This is a genomic window from Streptomyces sp. NPDC050806 (genome assembly GCF_055586425.1).
Genome location: NZ_JBVJIF010000001.1, coordinates 551,315 through 574,366 on the forward strand (window position 1 = coordinate 551,315; position 23,052 = coordinate 574,366).

At 71.1% G+C, this 23,052-nt stretch carries 19 protein-coding genes and 2 pseudogenes; 10 read left to right on the forward strand and 11 right to left on the reverse strand.

Annotation, left to right across the window (positions count from 1 at the left end; genetic code table 11):
• Positions 1–22 precede the first annotated feature (22 nt).
• Both kdgD (ACZ6WH_RS02490) and ACZ6WH_RS02495 read right to left on the reverse strand, forming a co-directional pair.
• On the reverse strand, positions 23–964 hold the full coding sequence (gene kdgD / locus ACZ6WH_RS02490) for a 5-dehydro-4-deoxyglucarate dehydratase (protein WP_469725389.1): 942 nt from the start codon (positions 962–964) through the stop codon (positions 23–25).
• 261 nt (positions 965–1,225) lie between these two features.
• Positions 1,226–2,398, reverse strand: coding sequence for an L-talarate/galactarate dehydratase (locus tag ACZ6WH_RS02495; RefSeq protein WP_469725391.1), 1,173 nt, complete (start codon positions 2,396–2,398; stop codon positions 1,226–1,228).
• A 212-nt stretch (positions 2,399–2,610) separates the two neighbouring features.
• Between ACZ6WH_RS02495 and ACZ6WH_RS02500 the strand changes: the two genes are divergently transcribed.
• From ACZ6WH_RS02500 to ACZ6WH_RS02515, 4 genes are all read left to right on the forward strand, one after another.
• A complete protein-coding gene (locus ACZ6WH_RS02500; RefSeq protein WP_432850210.1) occupies positions 2,611–3,486 on the forward strand; it encodes a LysR substrate-binding domain-containing protein in 876 nt (291 codons plus the stop codon).
• A 277-nt stretch (positions 3,487–3,763) separates the two neighbouring features.
• On the forward strand, positions 3,764–4,684 hold the full coding sequence (gene kdgD / locus ACZ6WH_RS02505; protein WP_469725394.1) for a 5-dehydro-4-deoxyglucarate dehydratase: 921 nt from the start codon (positions 3,764–3,766) through the stop codon (positions 4,682–4,684).
• A gap of 49 nt (positions 4,685–4,733) precedes the next feature.
• Entirely contained in the window at positions 4,734–6,080 is a 1,347-nt protein-coding gene (gudD, locus tag ACZ6WH_RS02510; protein ID WP_469725396.1) for a glucarate dehydratase, read from the forward strand.
• Positions 6,081–6,188: 108 nt separating this feature from the next.
• A complete protein-coding gene (locus tag ACZ6WH_RS02515) occupies positions 6,189–7,526 on the forward strand; it encodes a gluconate:H+ symporter (protein ID WP_469725398.1) in 1,338 nt (445 codons plus the stop codon).
• A 23-nt stretch (positions 7,527–7,549) separates the two neighbouring features.
• On the opposite strand, the gene ACZ6WH_RS02520 is transcribed toward ACZ6WH_RS02515, so the two are convergent.
• The 5 genes and pseudogenes from ACZ6WH_RS02520 to ACZ6WH_RS02540 form a co-directional block, all read right to left on the reverse strand.
• A complete protein-coding gene (locus tag ACZ6WH_RS02520; RefSeq protein WP_469725400.1) occupies positions 7,550–8,371 on the reverse strand; it encodes an ABC transporter ATP-binding protein in 822 nt (273 codons plus the stop codon).
• Positions 8,368–9,420, reverse strand: a complete 1,053-nt coding sequence (locus ACZ6WH_RS02525; RefSeq protein ID WP_469725402.1) for a FecCD family ABC transporter permease — start codon at positions 9,418–9,420, stop codon at positions 8,368–8,370. Before ACZ6WH_RS02525 ends, ACZ6WH_RS02520 begins: the two co-directional genes overlap by 4 nt.
• A pseudogene (locus ACZ6WH_RS02530) lies at positions 9,417–10,461 on the reverse strand (FecCD family ABC transporter permease). The gene ACZ6WH_RS02525 and the pseudogene ACZ6WH_RS02530 overlap by 4 nt, the downstream one beginning before the upstream one ends.
• The gene (locus ACZ6WH_RS02535) at positions 10,458–11,498 is read right to left on the reverse strand and encodes an iron-siderophore ABC transporter substrate-binding protein (RefSeq protein ID WP_469725404.1); all 1,041 of its coding nucleotides are present in this window, start codon (positions 11,496–11,498) and stop codon (positions 10,458–10,460) included. The pseudogene ACZ6WH_RS02530 and the gene ACZ6WH_RS02535 overlap by 4 nt, the downstream one beginning before the upstream one ends.
• A 232-nt stretch (positions 11,499–11,730) precedes the next feature.
• Complete coding sequence (locus ACZ6WH_RS02540) at positions 11,731–12,510, reverse strand: helix-turn-helix transcriptional regulator (protein WP_469725406.1); 780 nt, start codon at positions 12,508–12,510, stop codon at positions 11,731–11,733.
• 137 nt (positions 12,511–12,647) lie between these two features.
• On the opposite strand from ACZ6WH_RS02540, the pseudogene ACZ6WH_RS02545 reads away from it, so the two are divergent.
• The 3 genes and pseudogenes from ACZ6WH_RS02545 to ACZ6WH_RS02555 form a co-directional block, all read left to right on the forward strand.
• Positions 12,648–13,037, forward strand: a pseudogene (locus ACZ6WH_RS02545) (DUF4158 domain-containing protein); the annotation flags it as partial.
• A 355-nt stretch (positions 13,038–13,392) separates the two neighbouring features.
• Entirely contained in the window at positions 13,393–13,575 is a 183-nt protein-coding gene (locus tag ACZ6WH_RS02550) for a hypothetical protein (protein ID WP_469725408.1), read from the forward strand.
• A 27-nt stretch (positions 13,576–13,602) separates the two neighbouring features.
• Positions 13,603–14,040 (forward strand): Tn3 family transposase, encoded by a 438-nt coding sequence (locus tag ACZ6WH_RS02555; RefSeq protein WP_469725410.1) that lies wholly within the window; start codon positions 13,603–13,605, stop codon positions 14,038–14,040.
• 274 nt (positions 14,041–14,314) lie between these two features.
• Here the strand turns inward: ACZ6WH_RS02555 and ACZ6WH_RS02560 are convergent, their stop codons facing one another.
• Positions 14,315–14,914, reverse strand: a complete 600-nt coding sequence (locus ACZ6WH_RS02560) for a TetR/AcrR family transcriptional regulator (protein WP_469725412.1) — start codon at positions 14,912–14,914, stop codon at positions 14,315–14,317.
• Positions 14,915–15,010: 96 nt separating this feature from the next.
• On the opposite strand from ACZ6WH_RS02560, the gene ACZ6WH_RS02565 reads away from it, so the two are divergent.
• Together ACZ6WH_RS02565 and ACZ6WH_RS02570 are read left to right on the forward strand one after the other, a co-directional pair.
• The gene (locus ACZ6WH_RS02565) at positions 15,011–16,501 is read left to right on the forward strand and encodes a carboxylesterase/lipase family protein (RefSeq protein WP_469725414.1); all 1,491 of its coding nucleotides are present in this window, start codon (positions 15,011–15,013) and stop codon (positions 16,499–16,501) included.
• 827 nt (positions 16,502–17,328) lie between these two features.
• Positions 17,329–18,189, forward strand: coding sequence for a calcium-binding protein (locus ACZ6WH_RS02570; RefSeq protein ID WP_469725415.1), 861 nt, complete (start codon positions 17,329–17,331; stop codon positions 18,187–18,189).
• A 30-nt stretch (positions 18,190–18,219) separates the two neighbouring features.
• On the opposite strand, the gene ACZ6WH_RS02575 is transcribed toward ACZ6WH_RS02570, so the two are convergent.
• Positions 18,220–19,707, reverse strand: a complete 1,488-nt coding sequence (locus ACZ6WH_RS02575) for an MFS transporter (RefSeq protein WP_469725417.1) — start codon at positions 19,705–19,707, stop codon at positions 18,220–18,222.
• Positions 19,708–19,938: 231 nt separating this feature from the next.
• On the opposite strand from ACZ6WH_RS02575, the gene ACZ6WH_RS02580 reads away from it, so the two are divergent.
• Positions 19,939–20,487 carry a nitrobindin family protein gene (locus tag ACZ6WH_RS02580; RefSeq protein WP_469725419.1) on the forward strand — a complete coding sequence of 183 codons (549 nt, stop codon included), beginning with the start codon at positions 19,939–19,941 and terminating at the stop codon, positions 20,485–20,487.
• Positions 20,488–20,514: 27 nt separating this feature from the next.
• Here the strand turns inward: ACZ6WH_RS02580 and ACZ6WH_RS02585 are convergent, their stop codons facing one another.
• Together ACZ6WH_RS02585 and helR are read right to left on the reverse strand one after the other, a co-directional pair.
• The gene (locus ACZ6WH_RS02585) at positions 20,515–20,742 is read right to left on the reverse strand and encodes a hypothetical protein (protein WP_469725420.1); all 228 of its coding nucleotides are present in this window, start codon (positions 20,740–20,742) and stop codon (positions 20,515–20,517) included.
• A gap of 61 nt (positions 20,743–20,803) precedes the next feature.
• The gene (helR, locus tag ACZ6WH_RS02590; protein WP_469725422.1) at positions 20,804–22,987 is read right to left on the reverse strand and encodes an RNA polymerase recycling motor ATPase HelR; all 2,184 of its coding nucleotides are present in this window, start codon (positions 22,985–22,987) and stop codon (positions 20,804–20,806) included.
• Positions 22,988–23,052 lie beyond the last annotated feature (65 nt).

The following is a 23,052-nucleotide window of genomic DNA, read 5'->3' on the forward strand; positions in this document are numbered from 1 at the left end:
TACAGGGGTGGGTGAAAGTGCGTCAGGCGGCGGTGGCCGGCAGCTTCCCGATCAGCTCGGTGAGTTCGGCCAGTTCGCTCCGCGTGAGGTCGGTCAGCGGGGGCCGTACGGGGCCGGCGCTGTGGCCGGTGGCGGTCATGCCGGCCTTGACGATGCTGACCGCGTAGCCGGGCTGCCGGTTGCGGATCTCGGTGTAGGGGAGGACGAAGTCCTTGAGCAGGGTGCGGACCGTGTCGTGCCGGCGCGCGCGGACGGCGTCGTAGAACTCCAGGGCGAAGCCGGGAAGGAAGTTGAAGATGGCCGAGGAGTAGGTGGTGACGCCGAGTTCGAGGTAGGGCAGGGCGTAGGTCTCGGCGGTGGGCAGGCCGCCGACGTAGGTGAGGCGGTCGCCGAGCCGGGTGTAGATGCGGGTCATGGCGTCGATGTCGCCCGTGCCGTCCTTGTAGCCGATGAGGTTGGGGCAGGTGTCCGCGAGACGGGCGAGGGTGTCGGCGGTGTAGGTGGCGTTGGCGCGGCCGTAGACGATGACACCGAGGGAGGTCGCGCGGCACACGGCCGCCACGTGCTGGGCGAGCCCCTCCTGCCCGGCCTCGGTCAGGTAGGGCGGGAACAGCAGGATGCCGTCGGCTCCGGCCCGCTCGGCGGCCTCGGCGTACTCCACGGCCGTACGGGTGCCGTAGCCGGCCGGAGCGAGGATGGGCGTGCCCTCGGGGGCCGCCTGCACCGCCGCGGTCACCACCTGTTCCGTCTCGGCGGCGGTCAGGGAGAAGAACTCACCGGTCCCGCCCGCCGCGAAGAGACCGCCGACCTCGTACTTCGCCAGCCGCTCGATGTTGCCGCGGTAGGCGCCCTCGTCGAAGGAGAGGTCGTCGGCCTTGAAGTGGGTGACGGGGAAGGAGAGCAGGCCCGAGCCGATGCGCCGGCCGAGCTCTGACGGGCTGAAGGACGGGCTGAAGGACGTCATCCGTGAACTCCGCTGTGAGGTGGTGAGAAGCGCGGCCGTGCCGCGAGCGAGGTGCTGGTACCGACGCTACGAGTCCCGAGTCATGCCGGTCCAACACCGTTTTGGCATTCATCAATACCCTGCGCGCATCATCGGCGGCCGTGGGCGGCCGGGAACTCCGCGCACGACGACGGCGCGGGCCCCGCCGACCGGGTCAGCGGGGCCCGCGCCGGGCGGGTGCGCACCGGCGATGAGGTGCCGGCGGTCGGTCGGTGCGGTGGTTCAGGGGCGCTTGCCGACCTCGTGGGTGGCCTGCGTCCAGGCGCGTGCCTGCTCGCTGAGGGTGATTCCCAGGCCGGGGCGCGCGGGCACGTGCATCCGCCCGTCGCTGATCGTCAGGCGCTCGTTGAACAGCGGCTCCAGCCAGTCGAAGTGCTCCACCCACGGCTCGATGGGGTACGCGGCGGCGAGGTGGAGGTGGATCTCCATGGCGAAGTGCGGGGCCAGCTGGAGGTGGTGGTGCTCGGCGAGCGCGGCGAGCTTGAGGAACTGGGTGATGCCGCCGATGCGCGGCGCGTCGGGCTGGATGACGTCGGTGGCGTCGAGGCGGATCAGTTCGTAGTGCTCGGCGACGCTGGCCAGCATCTCGCCCGTGGCGACCGGGGTGTCCAGCGAGGCCGCGAGGGCGGCGTGTCCCTGCGCGTCGTAGGCGTCCAACGGCTCCTCGATCCAGGCCAGGCCGAACTCCTCCATGGCCCGCCCCATGCGCTGGGCGGTGGGGCGGTCCCACTGCTGATTGGCGTCGACCATCAGCGGCACGTCGTCCCCGATGTGCTCGCGCACGGCGGTCAGACGGTGCAGGTCGTGCTTGCCGTCCGGATGCCCCACCTTGATCTTGATGCCGCCGATACCACTGGCCAGCGAGGCGGTGGCGTTGTCGAGGACCTGCTCGGTGGGGGTGTGCAGAAACCCGCCGGAGGTGTTGTAACAACGCACCGAGTCACGGTGCGCGCCCAGCAGCTTGGCCAGCGGCAGCCCGGCCCGCTTGGCCTTCAGGTCCCACAGGGCGACGTCCATGGCGGCGATGGCCTGCGTGGCGACTCCGCTGCGCCCCACCGAGGCGCCGGCCCACACGAGCTTGGTCCACAGCTTGCCGATGTCGCTCGGGTCCTCACCGATCAGCTCGTCGGCGATCTCCTTGGCGTGTGCGTACTGGGCCGGGCCGCCGGCGCGCTTGGAGTAGCTGAAGCCGATGCCCCGGTGCCCCTGCTCGGTCTCGATCTCCACGAACAGGAAGGCCACTTCGGTCATCGGCTTCTGCCGTCCGGTGAGCACCTTGGCGTCGCTGATCGGAGTGGCCAGCGGCAGGGTGACCGACGAGAGTCTGAGCCAGGCGATGGTGTCGAGCGTCGCCTCGCCGTGACGGCCGGCTGTGGAGGTGGCTGTGTGCGTCATGGTCACCACTTCGTGTCCCTGGGGTCGTGGGTGGATGCGGATGCGCCCGGCCGTGGTGGCCGCCGGGCCCCGGAGGCACGGGCAGCAGCCCTCTCCTGGCCGGGCGCCGGCAGGGGAGGGGCGGCTCGCCGTGGGTTTTTCCTGACGCTAGGGTCAGCGATTGATCCACGTCCAACACAGTTTTTGGATGATCCAATACCTGGAGGGTATCGGTGTTCACACTCGTGCAGTTGGTGAGCTTTGTCGCGGTGGCCGAGGAACTGCACTTCACCAGAGCCGCCGAACGCCTCCGCATGACCCAGCCTCCGCTCAGCCGCCAGATACAGCTGCTGGAGCACGAACTGGGCGTACAGCTGCTGGACCGCACCAACCGCACCGTACGCCTCACACCCGCCGGCCGCGCCTTCCTCAACGAAGCCCGCAACATCCTGCGCCAGGCGGAGGCGGCCACCCTCTCCGCCAAGCAGGTCTCCGCCGGACAGGCCGGGGCCATCGCCATCGGCTTCACCGCGGCGAGCGCCTACTCCGCGCTCGGCACACTGCTCGACGTCGCCCGCTCCACCATGCCGCTCACGGAGATAGTGCTGCGGGAGAAGGTGACCCGCGACCAGCTCGAAGCGATCACCGAGGGCTCGCTCGACCTCGGCATGATCCGCCCCTCCAGCACGAGCCCCGACCTGGCGACCCGCCCCGCCATCCGCGAAGGCCTGCTGGCCGCCGTACCCCGCGACCATCCGCTCGGCGCGACGGACGGCCCGCTGCGCATCAGTGAGTCCGACGGGCAGGACGTCCTGATGTACTCCCCGGTCGAAGCCCGCTACTTCCACGAACTGCTGGTCAGCATCTTCCGGGCCGCGCGTGTCACCCCGCGCTTCACCCAGTACCTCAGCCAGGTCCACAGCCTCCTGGCGATGGTCAACGCGGGCTGGGGCATCGCCTTCGTCCCCGAGGCCGCCGCGCAGATGCGCTTCTCGGGCATCACCTTCAGGCCGCTCGAACTGCCCGACCCCACCCCCGTCGAACTGCACCTGGTGTGGCGGAAGGCCAACGACAACCCGGCCCTGCACGCGCTCCTCCGGCACCTGTGAGCGACGCCCCGGGCACCCCGGCGCCGAACCGGTGAGACACGGTCTCACCAGGCGCTCCGAACGATGCGCCCCGGGTATCGCAGCATGCCGAAATGGTGTTGGACCCGCATCGCAACAGGCTCTTAACGTTCCGGCCAGCAATCGAAGCGGCTTCCGTCCGGCGCACGGGCCATCGCCCCCGCCCGCCCGGAAGTTCCGGAAGTCGTGGGCAGGCCACGCCCAGAACCGGGAAGCCGCGTGAGCCGCACGTCTCCGCGCAACCCAGGAGCCTCCTGCCATGACCGACCACACCCCTGCCGAACTGGGCCGCCGCCTCGGTTCCGGCCTGCTGTCCTTCCCGGTGACACACTTCAGGCCCGAGGACCGCTCGTTCGACGAGGACGCGTACCGCACGAACATCGCCCGGCTCGGGAAGTACGACGTGGCCGGGCTCTTCGCGGCCGGCGGCACCGGTGAGTTCTTCTCGCTGACCCCGGCAGAGGTGGCACGGGTCGTCACCGCCGCCGTCGACAGCGCGCCGGCGGGAACCCCGATCATCGCCCCCGCCGGATACGGCACCGCCACCGCGGTCGAGTTCGCCGCGGCGGCCGAGCGCGCCGGCGCCCACGGCCTGCTCCTCTTCCCGCCGTACCTCACCGAAGCCTCGCAGGACGGCCTCGCCGCGCACGTCGAGACGGTCTGCCGGGCCACCCGCCTCGGTGTGATCGTGTACAGCCGGTCCAACGCCGTCTATGCTCCGGACACCGTCGCCCGCCTCACCGAGCGCTGTCCCAACCTGATCGGTTTCAAGGACGGCGTCGGCGACATCGACCCCCTCACCCGCCTCTACTCCCACGTGGGCGAGCGCCTGACCTACATCGGCGGCCTGCCGACGGCCGAGACGTACGCCCTGCCGCTCCTGGAAGTCGGCATGACGACCTACTCCTCGGCCCTCTTCAACTTCCTGCCGGAGTTCGCGCTCGACTTCTATGCCGCCGTCCGGGACCGCCGCCGGACCGACGTGCTGCGCATGCTCCACGACTTCGTCCTCCCCTACACGCGGATCCGCGACCGCAAGCCGGGCTACGCGGTGAGCATCGTCAAGGCGGGCATGCAGATCACCGGCCACCCGGCAGGGCCCGTCCGGCCGCCGCTGACCGACCTGGAGCCGGCGGAGCTGACGCAGCTCACCGCCCTCATCCGGGGTATCGACGGCTGAGCCGCCGCCGCGCACACCCGCCGCACCCCGCCCCGAAAGGCACCGCATCATGAACACCAGCACACCTCCCACCGGTACGCCCGTCGTCTCGGCGATGCGCGTCATCCCGGTCGCCGGACAGGACAGCATGCTGCTGAACCTCAGCGGCGCGCACGCCCCCTACTTCACCCGCAACCTGGTGCTGCTCACCGACTCCGAAGGCCGTACCGGCGTCGGCGAGGTGCCCGGGGGAGAGGGCATCCGCACCACCCTGGAGGAGGCCCGCGACCTGGTCGTCGGCCGGTCCGTCGGGGACCCGCACGCCGTGCTGCGCGCGATACGCGAGCGCTTCGCCGACCGCGACGCGGGCGGCCGCGGCGCCCAGACCTTCGACCTGCGCGTCACCGTGCACGCGGTGACCGCAGTGGAGTCGGCACTGCTCGACCTGCTCGGCCAACACCTCGGTGTGCCGACCGCCGCACTGCTGGGCGAAGGCGTACAGCGCACCAGCGTTCCCGTGCTCGGCTACCTCTTCTACGTCGGCGACCGTGGCCGCACCGACCTTCCCTACCGCCACGACAAGGACGCCGACGACGCCTGGCTGCGGCTGCGCGACGAAGAGGCGCTCACGCCCGAGGCCGTGGTCCGGCTCGCCGAGGCCGCCCAGGAGCGGTACGGATTCCAGGACTTCAAGCTCAAGGGCGGCGTGCTGGCCGGCCCGGAGGAGGCCGCGGCCGTCACCGCCCTCGCCGAGCGCTTCCCCGAAGCACGCGTCACCCTCGACCCCAACGGCGCCTGGCCGCTGCGGGACGCCATCGAGATCGGGCGCGGCCTGCGCGACGTCCTCGCGTACGCCGAGGACCCCTGCGGCGGTGAGGGCGGCTACTCCGGACGCGAGACCATGGCCGAGTTCCGCCGCGCCACCGGCCTGCCCACCGCGACCAACATGATCGCGACGGACTGGCGACAGCTCGGCCATGCGATCAAGGCCGACGCCGTCGACATCCCGCTCGCCGACCCGCACTTCTGGACCATGAACGGCTCGGTGCGGGTGGCCCAGCTCTGCGACGCATGGGGACTGACCTGGGGTTCGCACTCCAACAACCACTTCGATGTGTCCCTGGCGATGTTCACCCACGTCGCCGCCGCCGCGCCCGGCGACATCACCGCGATCGACACACACTGGATCTGGCAGGACGGCCAGCATCTGACCCGCGAGCCGCTCGCCATCCGCGACGGTGCCATCGCCCTGCCCGACCGCCCCGGCCTCGGCGTCGACCTCGATCTGGACCGCGTGGCCGCGGCCGAGGAGCTGTACCACGGCCTCGGTCTCGGCGGTCGCGACGACGCCGCGGGCATGCAGTACCTCCTGCCCGGCTGGGAGTTCGACCCGAAGAAGCCGGCCCTCGTCCGCTGACCCCCCGCAGGCACAGCCTTTCCCTCCACTCACCACCCGGGATCCCGGGTCGGCCGGGCATTGGCTCCGGCGGTCCGCGTCCCGGCATCACTTCAAGGGAGAAGTGATATGCCCCTGCTCGTCGTGGCGCTCAGCGTGGTGGCGCTGCTCTTCCTGATGACCCGGCTCAAGCTCAACGGGTTCATCGCTCTGTTGCTGGTCGCGGTGGCCGTGGCAGTCATCCGGGGAATCGACCTGGAGAAGATCCCCGACGTACTCGGTGAAGGTGTCGGCGGCCAGATAGGCGACACCATGCTCGTCATCGGGCTCGGCGCTATGGTCGGCCGGGTGATGGGCGACTCCGGTGCGGCCCAGCGGATCGCGACGACGATGGCCGACCGGTTCGGCGACCGTTGGGTCCAGGTCGCCATGGTGGTCACGGCCATGCTCATCGGCGTCACCATGTTCTACGAAGTGGCCTTCGTGATCATTGTGCCGGTGGCGTTCACCCTGGTCCGGGTGACCGGCAAGAACCTGCTGTGGATCGGCCTGCCGATGTCGATCGCGCTGTCCACGATGCACAGCTTCCTGCCCCCGCACCCCGGCCCGACCGCCGTCGCGGCCACCTTCGACGCCTCCATCGGCAAGACCCTCTTCTTCGGCCTGTTCATCGCCGTCCCGGCCGGTGCGCTCATCGCGCTGCTGTGGCCCCGGCTCGCCTTCGTCCGCCGGATGAACCCGTCCATCCCGAAGGGGCTCGTCAGCGACCGCGCGTTCACCGACGAGGAGATGCCCGGCATGGGCTGGTCCCTGTCGGTCGCGCTCTTCCCGGTCGTCCTCATCGCGGGCGCCTCGGTGGCCGAGATGGTCATCGGCGAACACCACGCCGGCATGCCGCTGGTCGCCTTCCTCGGCTCGGCCCCGGTCGCCCTGCTGCTCACCCTGGTCCTGGCGGCCTGGGCGTTCGGGCCGCGCATCGGCCGCTCGCTGGGGGACGTGGCGGCCTCCTGCAGCGACGCCGCCAAGGCCATGGCGATGATCCTGCTGGTCATCGGCGCCGGCGGCGCCTTCAAGAACGTCCTGGTGGAAGGCGGGATCGCCGACTACATCAAGGAGTTCACGCACGGCTGGACCATCTCGCCGATCCTCCTGGCCTGGCTGATCGCCGCGATCCTGCGCATCGCACTCGGCTCGGCGACGGTCGCGGTGACCACCGCGGCGGGCATCGCGGCACCGCTCGTCGCCAACAGCGGCACCCACCCGGAACTGATGGTCCTCGCGGTGTCCTGCGGCTCCATCGCCTTCTCCCACGTCAACGACCCGGGCTTCTGGATGTTCAAGGAGTACTTCAACCTGTCCGTCCTGGACGCCATCAAGGCCCGGACCACCTATACGACGGTCCTCGCCGTCCTCGGCCTCGGCGGTGTCTTCGCCATGGACGCGGCGCTCGGCGCGCTGGGGGTGTAGCGCCGGGACGGCGTCGGTCCGGCCTACGTGCCGACGCCGTCCGCCGCCCTGACATGGTGCCGGCCGATGGGGAGCATCAACGGCCGCCCCGAGACGGGGTCCTCGATGATGTGGCTGTCGAGGTCGAAGACGGCGCGCACGGTCTCCGCGGTGAGGACGTCGGCCGGCGGGCCGGCCGCGTGCAGCCGGCCCGCCGCGAGCGCGATGAGGTGGTCGGCGTAGCGGGCGGCGAGGTTCAGGTCGTGCAGGACCATGACGACGGTGGTTCCGCGGCCCCGGTTCAGGTCGGTCAGCAGGTCCAGGACCTCGACCTGGTGGCTCGCGTCGAGGTAGGTGGTGGGCTCGTCGAGCAGCAGGAGGTCGGTCTCCTGGGCGAGCGCCATCGCGATCCACACCCGCTGCCGCTGGCCCCCGGACAGCTCGTCGACGGCGCGGTCGGCCAGCTCCGCCGTGTGCGTGGCGTCCAGCGCCGCCGCCACGGCGGCGTCGTCCTTCCCGTTCCAGCGCGAGAACACACTCTGGTGCGGATGGCGCCCGCGCCCCACGAGGTCCGCGACGGTGATGCCCTCCGGGGCGACCGGCGACTGGGGAAGCAGCCCGAGCGTACGGGCCAGCTCCTTCGCGGGCAGGCGGTGCACTTCCCTGCCGTCCAGGACGACACGGCCCGCGCGCGGGGCGAGCAGCCGGGACATCGCGCGCAGCAGCGTCGACTTCCCGCAGGCGTTCGCGCCGACGATCGCCGTGATGCTGCCGGGCGGTACGGCCAGATCGAGGGTGTCGATGACGGTGCGGTCGCCGTACCCGAGGGTGAGGCGTTCGGCCGCCAGGGAGTGGGACGTGGTCACAGTGAGCCTCCCGCCCGGTTGCTGCGAATGATGAGGTGGATGAGGTAGGGCGCGCCGAGTACGCCGGTGACGACACCGACCGGGTACCGGGTGCCGAAGGCGTACTGGCCGGTGAAGTCGGCGGCGAGCACCAGCAAGGAGCCGACGAGCCCGGCGGGCACCAGCAGCGAACCGCCGGGCCCGGCGATCCGGGCCGCGATGGGACCGGACAGGAACGCAACGAACGCGATCGGTCCGGACGCCGCGGTCGCGAAGGCGATCAGGCCGACGGCGGCGACGATCACGATGATGCGGGTGCGTTCGACCCGGACCCCGAGGGCGGCGGCGGTGTCGTCACCGAGCTGCAGCGCGGAGAGGTTGCGCGCCTGCGACAGCAGTACCGGGGCGAGCACGGCCAGGGCGACGGCGGCGGGCCCGACCTGGTCCCAGGTGGTGCTGTTCAGACTGCCGGTCAGCCAGCGCATCGCCTCCTGGAGGTCCCACTCGGCCGCCTGCGACAGGACGTAGGAGATGACGCTGTCGAGCATCGCGGAGATCCCGATGCCGATCAGGATGAGCCGGGTGCCGACCACACCGTCCCGGAACGCCAGGGCGTACACCAGCAGTGCCACGCCGAGACCGGCCAGGATCGCGAGGACCGACACCGCCGTACCGCCGAGGGAGAAGGTGACGATCGCGATGGCCGCCGCGGCGCTCGCGCCGGAGCTGATGCCGATGACGTCCGGGCTGGCCAGCGGGTTGCGGAGCATCGTCTGGAAGGTGACACCGGCCAGTCCGAAGCTGAAGCCGGCGAGGACGGCGAGCACCGCACGCGGCAGCCGCAGCCGGCCGACGGTGAAGGACGCGCCGGGCACCTGCTCACCGAAGACCACCCGGACCACGTCGTCGAGCGGGTAGAAGGTCTGCCCGAACATCAGGCTCGCGACGAACGCGGCGACGACGAGGGCAGCCATCACCAGGAGGACCAGACGGCGCCGCGCGGCGCGGCGGGTGCGGCCGTGGGCGACGGTCTCGACCGTCGGCGGCCGGGTGACGAGGGGGATGCTCACAGGGCGCGTACCTTCTGCCGGCGGACGATGTAGAGGAAGAACGGGCCGCCGAGCAGCGCCGTGACGATGCCCACGTCGATCTCCGCGGGGCGCGCCACGAGCCGCCCGGCCACGTCGGCGGCGGTGAGCAGAGACGCACCCAGCAACGCCGAGAACGGCAGCTGCCAGCGGTGGTCCACCCCCACCAGCAGCCGGCAGGTGTGCGGGACGACGAGGCCGACGAACCCGATCGGTCCGGCGACCGCCGTGGACGCGCCGCACAGGACGACGGCACCCAGTGCGGCCACGGCCCGTACGACGGCGACGCGTTCGCCCAGGCCTGCCGCGACCTCGTCGCCCAGTGCGAGCGAGTTCAGGGCGCGCGCCGACAGCAGGCAGATGACGAAGCCCACCGCGAGGAAGGGCAGGACGTGCCCGATGCGTGCGAAGGAGGCTCCGCCGACGCCGCCGATCTGCCAGAGCCGGAAGCTCTCGGCGATGTCGTTGCGGGGCAGGACGACGGCGCTGACGAGCGAGGCGAATGCCGCCGAGGTGGCGGCGCCGGCGAGCGCGAGCTTGAGGGGCGTGGGCCCGCCCCGCCCGAGCGAACCGACCGTGTGGACGAACACCGCCGAGAGGGCGGCACCCGCCATCGCGACCCAGACATAGCTGGTCGGCGAGGCGAGCCCGAAGAACGCGACCGCGGTGACGACGGCGAGCGAAGCGCCCATGTTGACCCCGAGGACGCCGGGGTCGGCCAGCGGATTACGGGTCCCCCCCCTGCATGACGCCACCGGACAGGCCGAGCGCCGCGCCGACCACCACCGCGAGCACCGCACGGGGTATCCGCTTCGTGGCCGCCGCCCGAGCCACGGTGTCGTCCGTGCCGCCGAGCGCCGCCCACACGTCGGACCAGGCGACGCTCCGCGAGCCGAACGCGACGGACGCCACCATGATCGCGGCCAGCGCGATCACCACGGCGAGGAGCCATGCGGTGCGGACGCGTGCCGGACGCCGCCCCACGGTGGCGTCCGGCACGCTTCGGGTGTCGAGTGCGGTCACTTGACCTTGTCCGCGGCCTTGGCGAGCGCGGCGACGTAGTCGTCCAGCACGTACGGGATCGACAGGGGCGTGGGATTGGCAGCGGTCGCCAGGGGGGAGTTGCTGCCGGGCAAGAGGTAGGCCGAACCGTTCTTGACGGCGGGCATCTTCGACAGCAGCGGGTCCTTCTTCAGCGTCTTGAGCAGCTTGCCGTCCTCGTCGCCGTATCCGGTGACGATGTCGACGTCGTTGAAGGAGTCGATCTGCTCCGCACTCCGCGTCAGGGCGAACTTCTTGGTGCCCTTGGAGGCCTTCGCGATGCTGTCCGGGATCTTGAGCCCGAGGTCCTCGAAGAACAGCGTGCGGGTGTCATGCGCGGTGTAGAAGCCGACCTGGCTCACGTCATTGGGGTCGACGTGCGTCATGAACATCGCGGACTTCCCCTTGAGCTGCGGGTACTTCGCGACGGTCTGCTCGATGTCCCCTTCGAGGTTCTTGATCAGCTTCTCGCCCTGGTCGGCGAGGCCGAGCGGCTTGCTGTTCATCCGGATGATCTCGCGCCACGGGGTCGCCCACGCGGCATCCGGGTACGCCACCACAGGCGCGATCTCGCTCAGGGTGTCGTAGTCCTTCTTGGTCAGCCCGGAGTACGCGGCGAGGATCACGTCGGGCTTGGAGTCCGCGACGGCCTCGAAGTCGATGCCGTCGGTCTCGTCGAAGAGTACGGGCGTTTTGGCATGCAACGCGTCGAGGCGCTTCTCGACCCAGGGCAGCACGCCGTCGCCGTCGTCGTCACCGAAGTCGGCGGCCGCCATGCCCACCGGTACCACGCCGAGCGCCAGCGGCACCTCGTGGTTGGCCCAGTTCACGGTGGCGACGCGCTTCGGCTTCTCGGGGATGGTGGTGGTCCCCAGGGCATGCTCGACCTTCATGGGGAAGGTGCCCGAACCGCTTCCCCCGGCCTCGTCGTCGGCGGCGGACGGAGCGCCGCACGCGGCGAGGCCCAGCAGGGCCGCCGCCACGAGGATCGACCGAGGGCGATGTGAACGCTTCTTCAATTCGTACTCCACTGTCGGGATGCCAGGGGTGCCGGTCCTCGCACGTCTGGGTCCCGGGATGCCGTCGTGGAGCGGTGCACCGTACTGGTGCAAGCTGGTTAGGTAAGGCTTGCCTTTGCACTTTAAGTGGAGGGTGAGCGGTGTCGCAATCGATCCTTTGAGACACCCGATGTAGGGATCGGGACACGAGAGGCCGCCCGGCGTCCTCCGGCCCCGGCCGATCGGGCTCCGGTCAGAAAGCCCGGAACGTACCCGGCGTGAGCCCCGTCGTCCGCCGGAAGGCCGCGCCGAAGGCGCTCGCCGACCGGTAGCCCACCTGTTCCGCGACGGCCTCGACGTCCCAGCCGCGGGCAAGCAGCGCGACCGCGTGCTGTGCGCGGACCGCAGCGATCCAGCGCGCGAAGCTGGTGCCCGTCTCGGCGCCGAAGGCGCGCGTGATGGTGCGGGCGCTCACGCCGAGTTCGGCAGCCCAGTCCGCCAGCGTCCGCTGGTCGCCCGGGTCCTCGCGCACCGCCTCGGCTATCGGGCGCAGCAGGTCGGACGTGGGCGCGTGTACGAGCAGTTCGCGCGGCGACGGTTCGAGCACGTCGAGCACCATCGCCTCGGTCGTCGCCCGCGAGTGATCCGAGAGGCCGGAGTCGCCGAGTCGTTCCAGCAGCAGCCGGAGGAGCGGGGTGATCTCGACGGCCACGGGTGCGTCCGAGATCGAGGTGGTGCTGTGGAAGCCGAAGAAGCTCGTGCGCAACCGCGTGCCGGCGGCCGCGGAACCGGAGTGCAGGGTGCCGGCGGGCATCCACAGGCCCAGCGCGGGCGTGATGGTCCACACCCGCGCGCCGACGACGGCCGTCGACGCACCGCGTTCGTTCCAGAGCAGCTCGTGGAAGGGGTGGGAGTGCGCGTTCCACGTGGTGTCGTGGGCGACGACCTCCTCGTACCCCACGATGGTGAACGGGGTGTCCAGCGCACCCGGCCCGAGCGCCGGCAGTGAACGGGTCTCCGTGGTCGTGCCCATCCCCTCACCCTAGGCCCCGGTGTCCTATCTCTGACCCACGGCGCAAAGTAGCCGTCGGCTCTCTGCCTCTCCTGTTGCTTAGTGCCCGGTCCCTTCGTTAAGCCGAACGAGTTGTCGGTGGAGGGGCGGGGACGTTCATGCGCCAGGAGTGGCCATCCGAGGACGTGGTCGCGTACTGGACGCCGGTAGGCCCTGACTGGGAGCTGGTCGCGAACAAGTCCGGACCGACCCGGCTCGGGTTCGCGCTGACGCTGAAGTTCTTCGAGCTGGCGGGCCGGTTCCCCCAGTTCGTGGAGGAGTTCCCGCCGACCGCGGTCGGCTACGTGGCCGACGTGGTCAAGGTGCCGGCGGAGGACTTGGCGAAGTACGACCTGTCATCCCGCTCGGCGAAGGGCCACCGTACGCAGATCCGCGAGGCTCGCGGGTTCCGTCCAGCGACCCGGGCGGATGAGGAGCGGCTGACCGGCTGGCTCGCCGATGAGGTCTGCCCGGTGGAGCTGGTGGAGGACCGGCTGCGCGAGGCCCCGCTCGCGCAGTGCCGCAGCGACCGCGTCGAGCCTCCGGGCCGTATCGAGCGGATCGCGGCCGCCGCGCGGGCGCGGGCGGACCGGGTCTTCTGCGCGCAGACCGCCGCGCGCCTGGGCGAGGTGTGCGCCCGCCGCCTGCTGGAGCTGGTGGCGGAGGGCAACGGGGACGGCACCGCGCTGCTGGCCTCGTTGAAGCGGGACCCGGGGGCGCTGGGTCTGGATTCGCTGCTGGCGGAGATCACCAAGCTGACCGCCGTACGGCAGCTCGGTTTGCCGGAGGCACTGTTCGCGGACTGCTCGGAGAAGCTGGTCGCCGCGTGGCGGGCGCGGGCGATCAAGATGTACCCCTCGGGACTTGCGGGACGCGGGCGAGGACGTACGGATCACGCTGCGCTCCTCGTACAGCTCGTACTACCGGCAGATGCTGCCTCCCCTGCTGAACACGCTGGGCTTCACATGCAACAACACCGCCTACCGGCCGGTGATGGACGCGCTCGCGCTGCTGGCCAAGTACGCCGACGTCGACGGCAAGACCTAGCGCATCCCGTACGAGCCGTGTGTCCTGGTGGCGCTGCGGGAGGCGATCCGCCAGCCCGAGGGCCTCATCGCCCAGCAGTACGACCAGATGGTCAAGTACGCCACCGCGCTGCGGCTCGGGACCGCCGAGGCGGAGCAGGTGCTGCGACGCTTCACTCGCGGCGGCCCCAAGCACCCCACCTACCAGGCCCTCGAAGAACTCGGCCGCGCCGTACGCACGATCTTCGCCCGCGACTACCTCGCCAGCCCCGATCTGTGCCGCGAGATCCACGGCGGCCTCCAGGTCGTGGAGAACTGGAACTCGGCGAACACCGTGCTGCACTACGGCAAGGACGGCGCCCTGACCGGCCCGGACAAGGAACACGCCGAGACGTCGATGCTCGCGCTGCACCTGTTCCAGTCCGCGCTCGTCCACGTCAACACTCTGCTGCTCCAGCAGGTCCTGGCCGAACCGGCCTGGGCATAGAGGCTGAGCGCCGAGGACCGGCGCGGCCTGACGGCACTGCTCTGGTCGAACATCAACCCCTACGGCACCTTCCGGCTGGAGATGGACCGGCGGCTCGACCTCGCCCCGGCCGCCCCGCCCACGCTCCGACAACCAGCGACGCAGGACCGGCGCCCGGCGGGCTGAGGCAGCAGGGCTGCCGGCCGTTGCGTCGATCTCCGACCAACCGATGCCAGGCACCGTGGCCCGCGCCAGGGCTGATCTTTTCCCCACCTGCCCCCACGTCCGGGGCAGGTCACGTACTGCTGAACAGCCGGTCCAGATGCACGTCGATCGCGGCGAGCGCGTCCTGGGGCTCGATCACGTCGAGTTCGATCAGGGAGGTGAAGCCGGTGAGGGCGAGGAGCAGGTTGGTCTCGGTCGCCGGGTCGCGGCCGGAGTCGATGTGCCCGTCGGCGATCGCCTGGCGGACCAACTGCTCGACGAGGGACCGCCCTTGGACGAGGCCGCGGCGCGCCTGCTCGTGCACGGCCTGGTCGTGCAGCGCTTCCAGGACGTAGGCGGCGCTCATCCGGCTGGTCGCGCGGGCGTCGGCATGCAGGGGGAGCATTTCCGCGAGCGTCAGTCGCAGCACGTCACGGGGGTGTGGACGGTCGCCGAGCTTTTCGAGCCCCTGGCGTACGCGCACCGAGGTCTGCTCGGATGCGAAATCCATGGCGAAGGAGAGCATGGCGGTCCGGGAGGCGAAGTAGTGCTGCAGCTGCCCGAGTGACATGCCCGCCTCCTGCGCCACCACGCGCATCGTCAGCTGTGTGACACCGCGCTGCTCCACCACCCGCCACAGTGCGCGGGCGATCGCCTCGCGGCGTCCGCGGTGATCCACCTGTTTCGGCATCGCCGGCCCCTCTCTCGTGCCTGGGACTATTCCAATACAGTTGACATAATACACTTGACCCGTAATCCTGAGGTCCACTCGAGGGAGGGAACCGTCATGTCCGAACAGCCAAAGGTACGGACCACGGAAGGCGTGGTGCAGGGGCGCCGACGGCAGGGGCACGCGGTGTTCCGCGGCATCCCCTACGCCCAGCCCCCGGTCGGAGCGCTCCGCTTCGCCGCGCCCGCGCCGCCGCACCGCTGGGAGGGGACGCGGCAGGCGGTCGAGTTCGGCCCCGTGGTGCCCCTTTCCCTGCCGATCGACGTGCCACCGCAGGGCACCGACTGGCTGACGCTCAACGTCGGCACTCCGGATCCCGGCGCGGCGGGACTGCCGGTGCTGGTGTGGATCCCCGTGGGCGGCTACCTCTCGGCGGCGTCGAGCGACCCGATGTTCGACCCGGCAGCGCTGGCCGAGGCGGGAGTCGTCGTGGTGACCATCAACTGCCGCGTGGGCGCGGAGGGATTCGCGTTCCTCGACGACGTGCCGCCCAACCGCGGATTCCTCGACCAGATCGCGGCGCTGGAGTGGGTGCAGCGCAACATCGCCGCCTTCGGAGGCGACCCCGGCCGGGTCACCGTGGGCGGGGTGTCCGCCGGGGCGGGCTCGGTCGCCGCCCTGCTGACGATGAAGTCCGCGCGCGGCCTGTTCCGGCGGGCCATCGCCCACTCGGTGCCGGGGCTGCACAGCACCCCAGCGCTGGCCCGGCAGGTCACCGCCGCGTTCGTGGACCGGCTCGGCGCGGCGGCCCCCACCGCAGAGGCCCTGCGCGACATCGACCCATGGCACCTGGCCGCCGAGCTCACCTCCTTCAACGCCGGCCTCCACGCGCACCGGGAGAGCTGGGGACGCCTCACGGAGACCGGCACCGCGCTGTGCCCCGTCGTCGACGGCGAGGTCCTCCCGGAAACGCCCTGGCCCGCGCTGACCGGCGGGCGCGCGAGCGGGACCGAACTGCTCGTCGGCCACGCCCGGGACGAATTCCGGTACTTCAGCGTCATGAGCGGACGGTACGGCACCTTCACCGAGGAGGACGCCTACGCAGCCCTGGAACTGCTCGCCCCGCAACCGGACGGCGCGCGGGCCTACCGTGCCGCGTTCCCGCAGGCAGGCCCGGAGGAGTTGGTGGAGACGGTGTACTCCGACGCCCTCTTCCGCATGCCGTCGCAGAAGCTGGCCGAGGCGAACGCCGCAGCCGGCGGCACCTCGTACATGTTCGAACTGTGCTGGGTTACCCCGGCCCACGGCGGCATCCTGGGCGCCTGCCACAGCCTCGACGTGCCCCTGGCGTTCGGCACGCTGGACAGCCCGGTCGGCACCCAGCTCATCGGCCAGGAACCCACCCCCGAGGCCGTCGCGCTCTCCCGCGAACTCCAGGAGGCATGGGTCCGCTTCGTCACCACCGGCGACGCGGGCTGGTCCGCCCACCGGCCCGGCGGGCACCTCACCCGCGTCCTGGACACCGAGTCGAAGGCTCTGCCCTACCCCGAACAGGCATCCCGCCGGATCTGGGAAGGCCACTCCCCCGCCCCCTTCGATCATTCGTAATTGTCCGGGTCGGCTCCTACGACTGCGACGCCGCCGCTCACCTGCCCATCGGGGACAGCACGAATTGGCGTACAGCCGGGCAGCACCCGGCCCGCTTGGCATCAGACCCCACCCGAGGGTGACGGACGACATCAAGAACCGGGAGAGGGCGACGGGAGAGGGCCCAGGTCACGGACGATCCCGGCCAGGGCCCGGATGGGCTCGCTCTCCGCCTCCCTCCGCCACACCAGCGCGTACGGCAGCGGCTCCAGATCGGTGACCGGCGGGTAGGCGATGTCCGGCCGTGCCCACTAGCGGATGAACTGGCCGGAGAGCCGGAGGGGGAGATCACGGTCGCCGATCCAGCGGCCCGGGCGGCCATCAGCCGCAACTCCTTCTCCACGCAATTCTCCGGCATCGCCGACGTTGCCGCCCATCTGCTGACCGAGAAGGCTGCCGGACTCGCCGCGAACCTGGCCGACGGCCACGCCGGACGTGCGGTGCCGGCGCGATGGAGCGGATCGCCGCGGTCTACCGCTGTTCGGCGAGGGCGGCGCGGCCCCGTGAGACGGCACCCCGAGTGGCGTGATCACCCGCTACTTTGCACCGTGGGTCAGAGATAGCACGCCGGGGCCCTCTATGGCCGGTGATGGTGGCACATCGGAGCGCGCCCCCGCGGCTGCCTTCCGGCGCACTCCGGCGGAACGTCGGGCAGCGCCGAGGTGAATTCTCCAACTCCTGGGGCTGGTGGGGTAGTTCGGTGCAACCGACGCCCTTGAGGCGCTGTCTGATTCGGTGATCGGAAACACCGGACAATCGCCACCAGTTCCGCGAAAGGGCATCTCTGCATGCGTAAGCACGGATTCATCGCCGCCACCGCCACGGCCATCGCCGGCCTCACCCTGGGCGGGGTCGTCCTCATCGCGCCCGCCGCCCAGGCGGCCGCCACGCCCGCGAGCGGCCAGGCCACCCTCGTGCACGACGACGGTGCAGTCTGGTACAAGGCCGCCGCCGGTCAGAAGAACGAGCTGACGGTCACCACCGAGAGCATCGACGTCGACCCCTCCGAGTTCGGCGGCGACTACCTCATCACCTTCCGCGACGGGGCCGGCATGGCCATCGACGCGAGCGCGGCCGAGTGGGACGCCTGCGTGTACCCCTCCGCCGCGGACCGCACCGTCGTGCAGTGCACGGTCCCCGAGCCGCTGGGCTCCGACGACTCGACGAACTACGAGGTGGACCTCGGCGACGGCGACGACAGAGCGACGATCGCCTCAGACTCCGGCGCCATCGGCGCGATCCACGGCGGAGTCGGCAACGACGTCCTCAAGGGCACCGGGCAGACCCAGTACAACGGCGGGGACGGCAACGACCGCATCGACGGCAGTGACGGTCTCGGTGCCGACGGCGGCGCCGGCGACGACACCGTCACCGGCGCCTGCCAGTACATCTGCCGTGGCGGCGCGGGCAACGACTCCGTGACCGGCACCGGCGACATCAACGCGCTGTACGGCGACGACGGCAACGACATCCTGCACGCCGGGTCCGAGAACGACGAGGTCTACGGCGGCCGGGGCAACGACAAGCTGTACGGCGAGGACGGCAACGACACGATGTACGGCAACAGCGGCGACGACGTGCTGTACGGCGGCCGGGGCAAGGACACCCTCTCCGGCGGCCCTGGCACCAACAAGGTGTACCAGGACTGAGACCGGGCCGGGCCGGGCGGCCCCCGGAGGTCAGCTCCGGGCGGCCGCCCCGGTCCCGGCCAGGGTCCGTTCCTCCGCGTCCGCGTCGAAGCCGACCGGCTCCCAGCGCTTCACGAGGAGCGCGATCAGGCCGAGGACGGGCGCGGCGAGGATGACCCAGTACACGTCCGTGCCGAGGCCGGTGCTGAGGATGGGGAAGAAGAACAGCGCCAGGGTCGAACCGAGTCGCAGTACGGCCTGGTTGAAGCCGATGCTGACGCCGCGCATCGAGGTCGGGAAGCCCAGCGACGCGTAGCTCATGATGTGCGCGCCGGGGCCGAACCCCTGGGCGAACATGAACGCGCCGAGCATCAGGATCCCCGCCGTCACCACGGCCGTCCCGGACGGCGCCCCGATGAGGCCGAGCACCACGATGGCGACGAGCTGGATCGCGAAGCCCAGCGACATCATCGGCCAGGCGCCCTTCGTCGACGCCCAGCGGATGCCGAGCAGCCCGCCGGTGAGGGCGAAGACGAGGTTCAGGGCGAAGGACGACGCGATCGTGGTCAGCGGGCCCTGGGTCATCAGCGTCGCGATGATGATCGGCAGGCCGAAGGCGACCGCGTTGTAACCGAAGGTCTCGGCGATGCCGACCGTCACCGACTGGATCGTGCGCGCACGGTACGGCGGCGTGAAGAGCCGCGCGTACGAGGCCAGTCCGGGCCGCGGCGGGCGGGGCGTGTTCGCCGGCACATCGTCGGCGACGCGCGCGTCCACGCCGTACGACTGCCGCAGGATCTTCGCCGCGCTCGCCAGGTCGCCCTGGTCGGCGGCCCAGGTCGGGGACTCGTTCATGTAGCGCCGGCGCAGCAGCAGTACGACCAGCGCGGGCACCGCGCCGAAGCCGACGGTGAACCGCCAGAGCCAGCCCAGCTGCGCGTCCGGCAGGACGAAGTACAGCAGCATGATCACCAGGTAGCAGCCGCTGGTCGCGGCGTACCAGGCGGGCGACCAGGCGGCCGTGCGCGACCCCTTGCTGCCCTTGCCCCGCAGCCGCGAGAACTCGGCGAGGAACGCGATGGCGACCGGGATGTCCATGCCGACGCCGATGCCCATCACGAAGCGTGCGGAGATCAGCGTCCAGGCGTCCTGTGCCACCGCGCACACCAGCGCGGTGACGACGAAGAAGAGCATGTTGGCCATGAAGACCCGGTAGCGGCCGATGCGGTCCACCAGCCAGCCGCCGAGCAGGGCACCCAGCAGCGAACCGACGCTGATCGACGCCGTGACCAGCCCGGCCATCGCGGAGCTGAGACCGAACTCCTTCGTGATGTCGGGCAGCCCGTACGCGAGGGAACTCAGGTCGTACGCGTCGAGGAAGATGCCGCCGAGCGCGATGATCACGATCATCCTGGCGTGCCGGCCGCGTGCCGTGCCCGAATTGACCAGATCGGAGACGTCGGCCGCCGAACGGATCAGCACCGTGCCGGACGCCGTCTCCGGCGACGTACTGGCGGGCAGGGGAGAGGTGGGGCTCACGGGCGCCTTCCGGTGCAGATCAGGGACGTACGGCGGAATCGTAGGCTCCGGTCGGATCCGGCCACACGAGTGTCCGCATATCGGTCACCTGCGCGGTCACAGTGCGGGCGGGGCGGGGCCACCGGCTCCGGCCGGCGAAGTCCTTGTTGCCGTGGCCCGGCGCGCACGGCCCGCCGCCCGCCGACGCCCTAGGCTGCATCCGGCAACGGCCCCGACCCAGGAGCACACCTCATGACCGTCCCCGCCCGGAAGCTTCCCTATCCCGACGCCCTCGGCCCGGACGACACGCCTGCGCCGCACGCACTGCTCGCCCCGGTGGCCGGGCTGCTGGGCACCTGGGTGGGCCGGGGGAGCGGCGAGTATCCGACGCTCGCCGAGGACTTCACGTACGCGCAGGAGGTCACCTTCAGCCACGACGGCCGGCCCTTCCTCTCCTACGAGGCCCGGGCCTGGCTGCTGGACGCCGACGGCGCGCCGCTGCGCCCGGCGGCCCGGGAGACCGGCTGGTGGCGGCTCCAGCCCGAGGGCCGGGTGGAAGCGCTGATCACGCAGCCCACCGGCATCACGGAGATCCTGGTCGGCCGGGCGGACGGCGGCACCGTGGACCTCACCACCCATCAGGTGGCGCTCGCCCCCACCGCCAAGGACGTCACCGCCACCCGCCGCCGCTACACCCTGACCGACGCGGACACCCTCGACTTCGTCCACGACCTGGCGGCGGTCGGCCGGCCACTGCAACACCACCTCTCGGCGCAACTGCGACGCGAGGGCAACGGCTGACCCGGTGCCAGCGGTGAATGGTCGGCCTCAGCGGTAGACGGTCAACGGGGGCGGCGGCGGGGCCGGCGGCGTCGGTATCGGCTGGGGCGGCCAGAACGGGTCGTAGCTCGGCGAGGTCGGTTTCGTGCCGCCCTTGGGCGAATCCAGGGCGCCGACGGCGGCCAGCAGGAAGGCGGCGATGAACGCCCCGACGAGCAGCGCGGCCACCGCGGTGGCGAGCCTGCTCCACACTCTGTACCCCTTGAACACGCGCATGCGCACCCTCCCCCGTATCACCCCCCTTATACCCACTTCGGATGGTGCAGTCGTGATGCGGTCATTCCGTCGTCAGGATGACGAGTTGCTGGGTCGCGCGGGTCATGGCGACGTAGCGGTCGACGGCTCCTTCGATGCCGTCGCCGAACGACTCGGGGTCGATGAGGACGATCAGGTCGAACTCCAGGCCCTTGGACAGTTCCGGGGTGAGTGACCGGACGCGGGGTGCGGCCCGGAACGTGCCCTCTCCGGACTCACCGGTGGCGATGACGCACGCGATGCCTTCCGCGTGCGCGGCGAGCCAGGTGTCGAGGGTCGCAGTCAGGTCCGCGACGGTTCCGTGGACGACGGGGATGCCGCTGCCGCGGATGGAGGTCGGTACGTTGGCGTCCGGGAGTGCGGTGCGGATGACGCACTCGGCCTCGGCCATCACCTCCTCCGGCGTACGGTAGTTGATGCTCAGGGACGCCACGGTGGCGCGGTCGAGCCCGACGCGTGCGAGCCGTTCCTCCCAGGTCTCCGTGAAGCCGTGCCGGGCCTGGGCGCGGTCGCCGACGATCGTGAAGCTGCGGGACGGGCAGCGCTGCAACAGCATCTGCCACTCGGCGTCGGTCAGTTCCTGCGCCTCGTCCACGATGATGTGCGCGAACGGCCCGGCGAGCGGTTCCGGATCGGTGCCGGGCAGCGCGTCCTCGTCGATCAGGGTGTCCTGCAGGTCCTGACCGCGCAGCATCCCCACCGCGCCCTGGCTCTCGTCGATCTCGGTGTCCTGCAGAATGTTGGCGATGACGTCGGTCCTGCGTGCCCGTTCGGCGGCGACAGCGGCCTCGTGCCGGCGCTTGCGTACCGACGCCTCCGGATCGCCGAGCCGCTGCCGTGCCGTGTCCAGGAGCGGCAGGTCGGACACGGTCCAGGCCTGGGCGTCCGCGCGCTGGAGCCGCCGTACGTCCTCGCGGCTGAGCCAGGGGGCACACTTGCGCAGGTAAGCGGGTACCGACCACAGGTCTCCGACGAGGTCGCTCGCTTCGAGCATCGGCCACGCACGGTTGAGGGTCCGGATCAGCTCCCGGTCCTGCAACAGCGAGCGGCGCAGCAACTCCGGCGGCGCGTCGCTGTCGTCCTTGTCCATCAGGATCGTGAGCAGCTCCTCGCGGATCTGGTCGCGTGCTTCGTTGTGCGGCGTACCGGGTTCCACCGCCTCGAACGCCACCGCCCAGTCCTCCGGGCTCAGCCAGATGTCGGACCAGTGGCTGGAGACCGTCATGCCCTCGGTGGGCGGTTCCTCGTAGATGCCGACGGCCGGCTCGATCGCCCGCACCATGTCGGCGGACGACTTCAGCAGGGCCACGCGTGGGTCGGCCTCGGTCGCCGCTCCCGCTCCCTCCGCGACGAGGTCGCGCAGGGTGCAGGTCCGTACGCCCTCCTCGCCGAGGCTGGGCAGCACGTCGGCGACGTAGGCCAGGTACGGCTCGTGCGGGCCGACGAACAGGACACCGCCCCGGCGGTGGCCGAGGCGCGGGTCGGAGTAGAGGAGGTGCGCGGCGCGGTGCAGCGCGACGACGGTCTTGCCCGTGCCGGGGCCGCCGTCGACGACGAGTGCACCGTGCGAGCCCGCGCGGATGATGGCGTCCTGGTCGGCCTGGATGGTGGCGAGGACGTCGCGCATGCGGTCGGACCGGTTGCCGCCCAGGCTCGCGATGAACGCGGACTGGTCGTCCAGCGCGGCGTGCCCTTCGAGCCCGTCGGCAGTGAACACCTCGTCCCAGTAGTCGCTGATCAGACCGCGGTTCCACCGGTACCGGCGGCGGCTCACCAGACCCATCGGGTGGGCGTGGGTCGCCGCGAAGAACGGCTCGGCCGCGGGCGAGCGCCAGTCGAGCAGCAGCCGGCGCCCCGTGCTGTCGGTGAGGCCGAGGCGTCCGATGTACACGGGCTCGGGGCTCTCCGCACTGACGATGTGGCCCAGGCACAGGTCCAGCCCGAAGCGGCGCAGGGCCCGCAGGCGGCCGGACAGCCGGTGGATCTCCGCGTCCCGGTCCATCGCCGCCCGGCCGACGCCGCCGGGTGCCCTGCGTTCGGCGTCCAGGCGGTCGGACAGTTCGGCGATCGACTGCTCAAGGCTCTCCGCGATGGCTGCGAAGTGCTGCTCATCGGCGTCGATCAGCGCCGGGTCGGCCTTGTGGGAGAGCCGGTCGGGCAGGTGGAACGCGCTGGTGCCGCCGCGCGGCTCCCCGTAAGACCTCAAAAGCGCACTCACTTCGTGAGTCCCCCCATTTCTGTCACTCTTCGCATCGGCCCGCGATTGTGCAT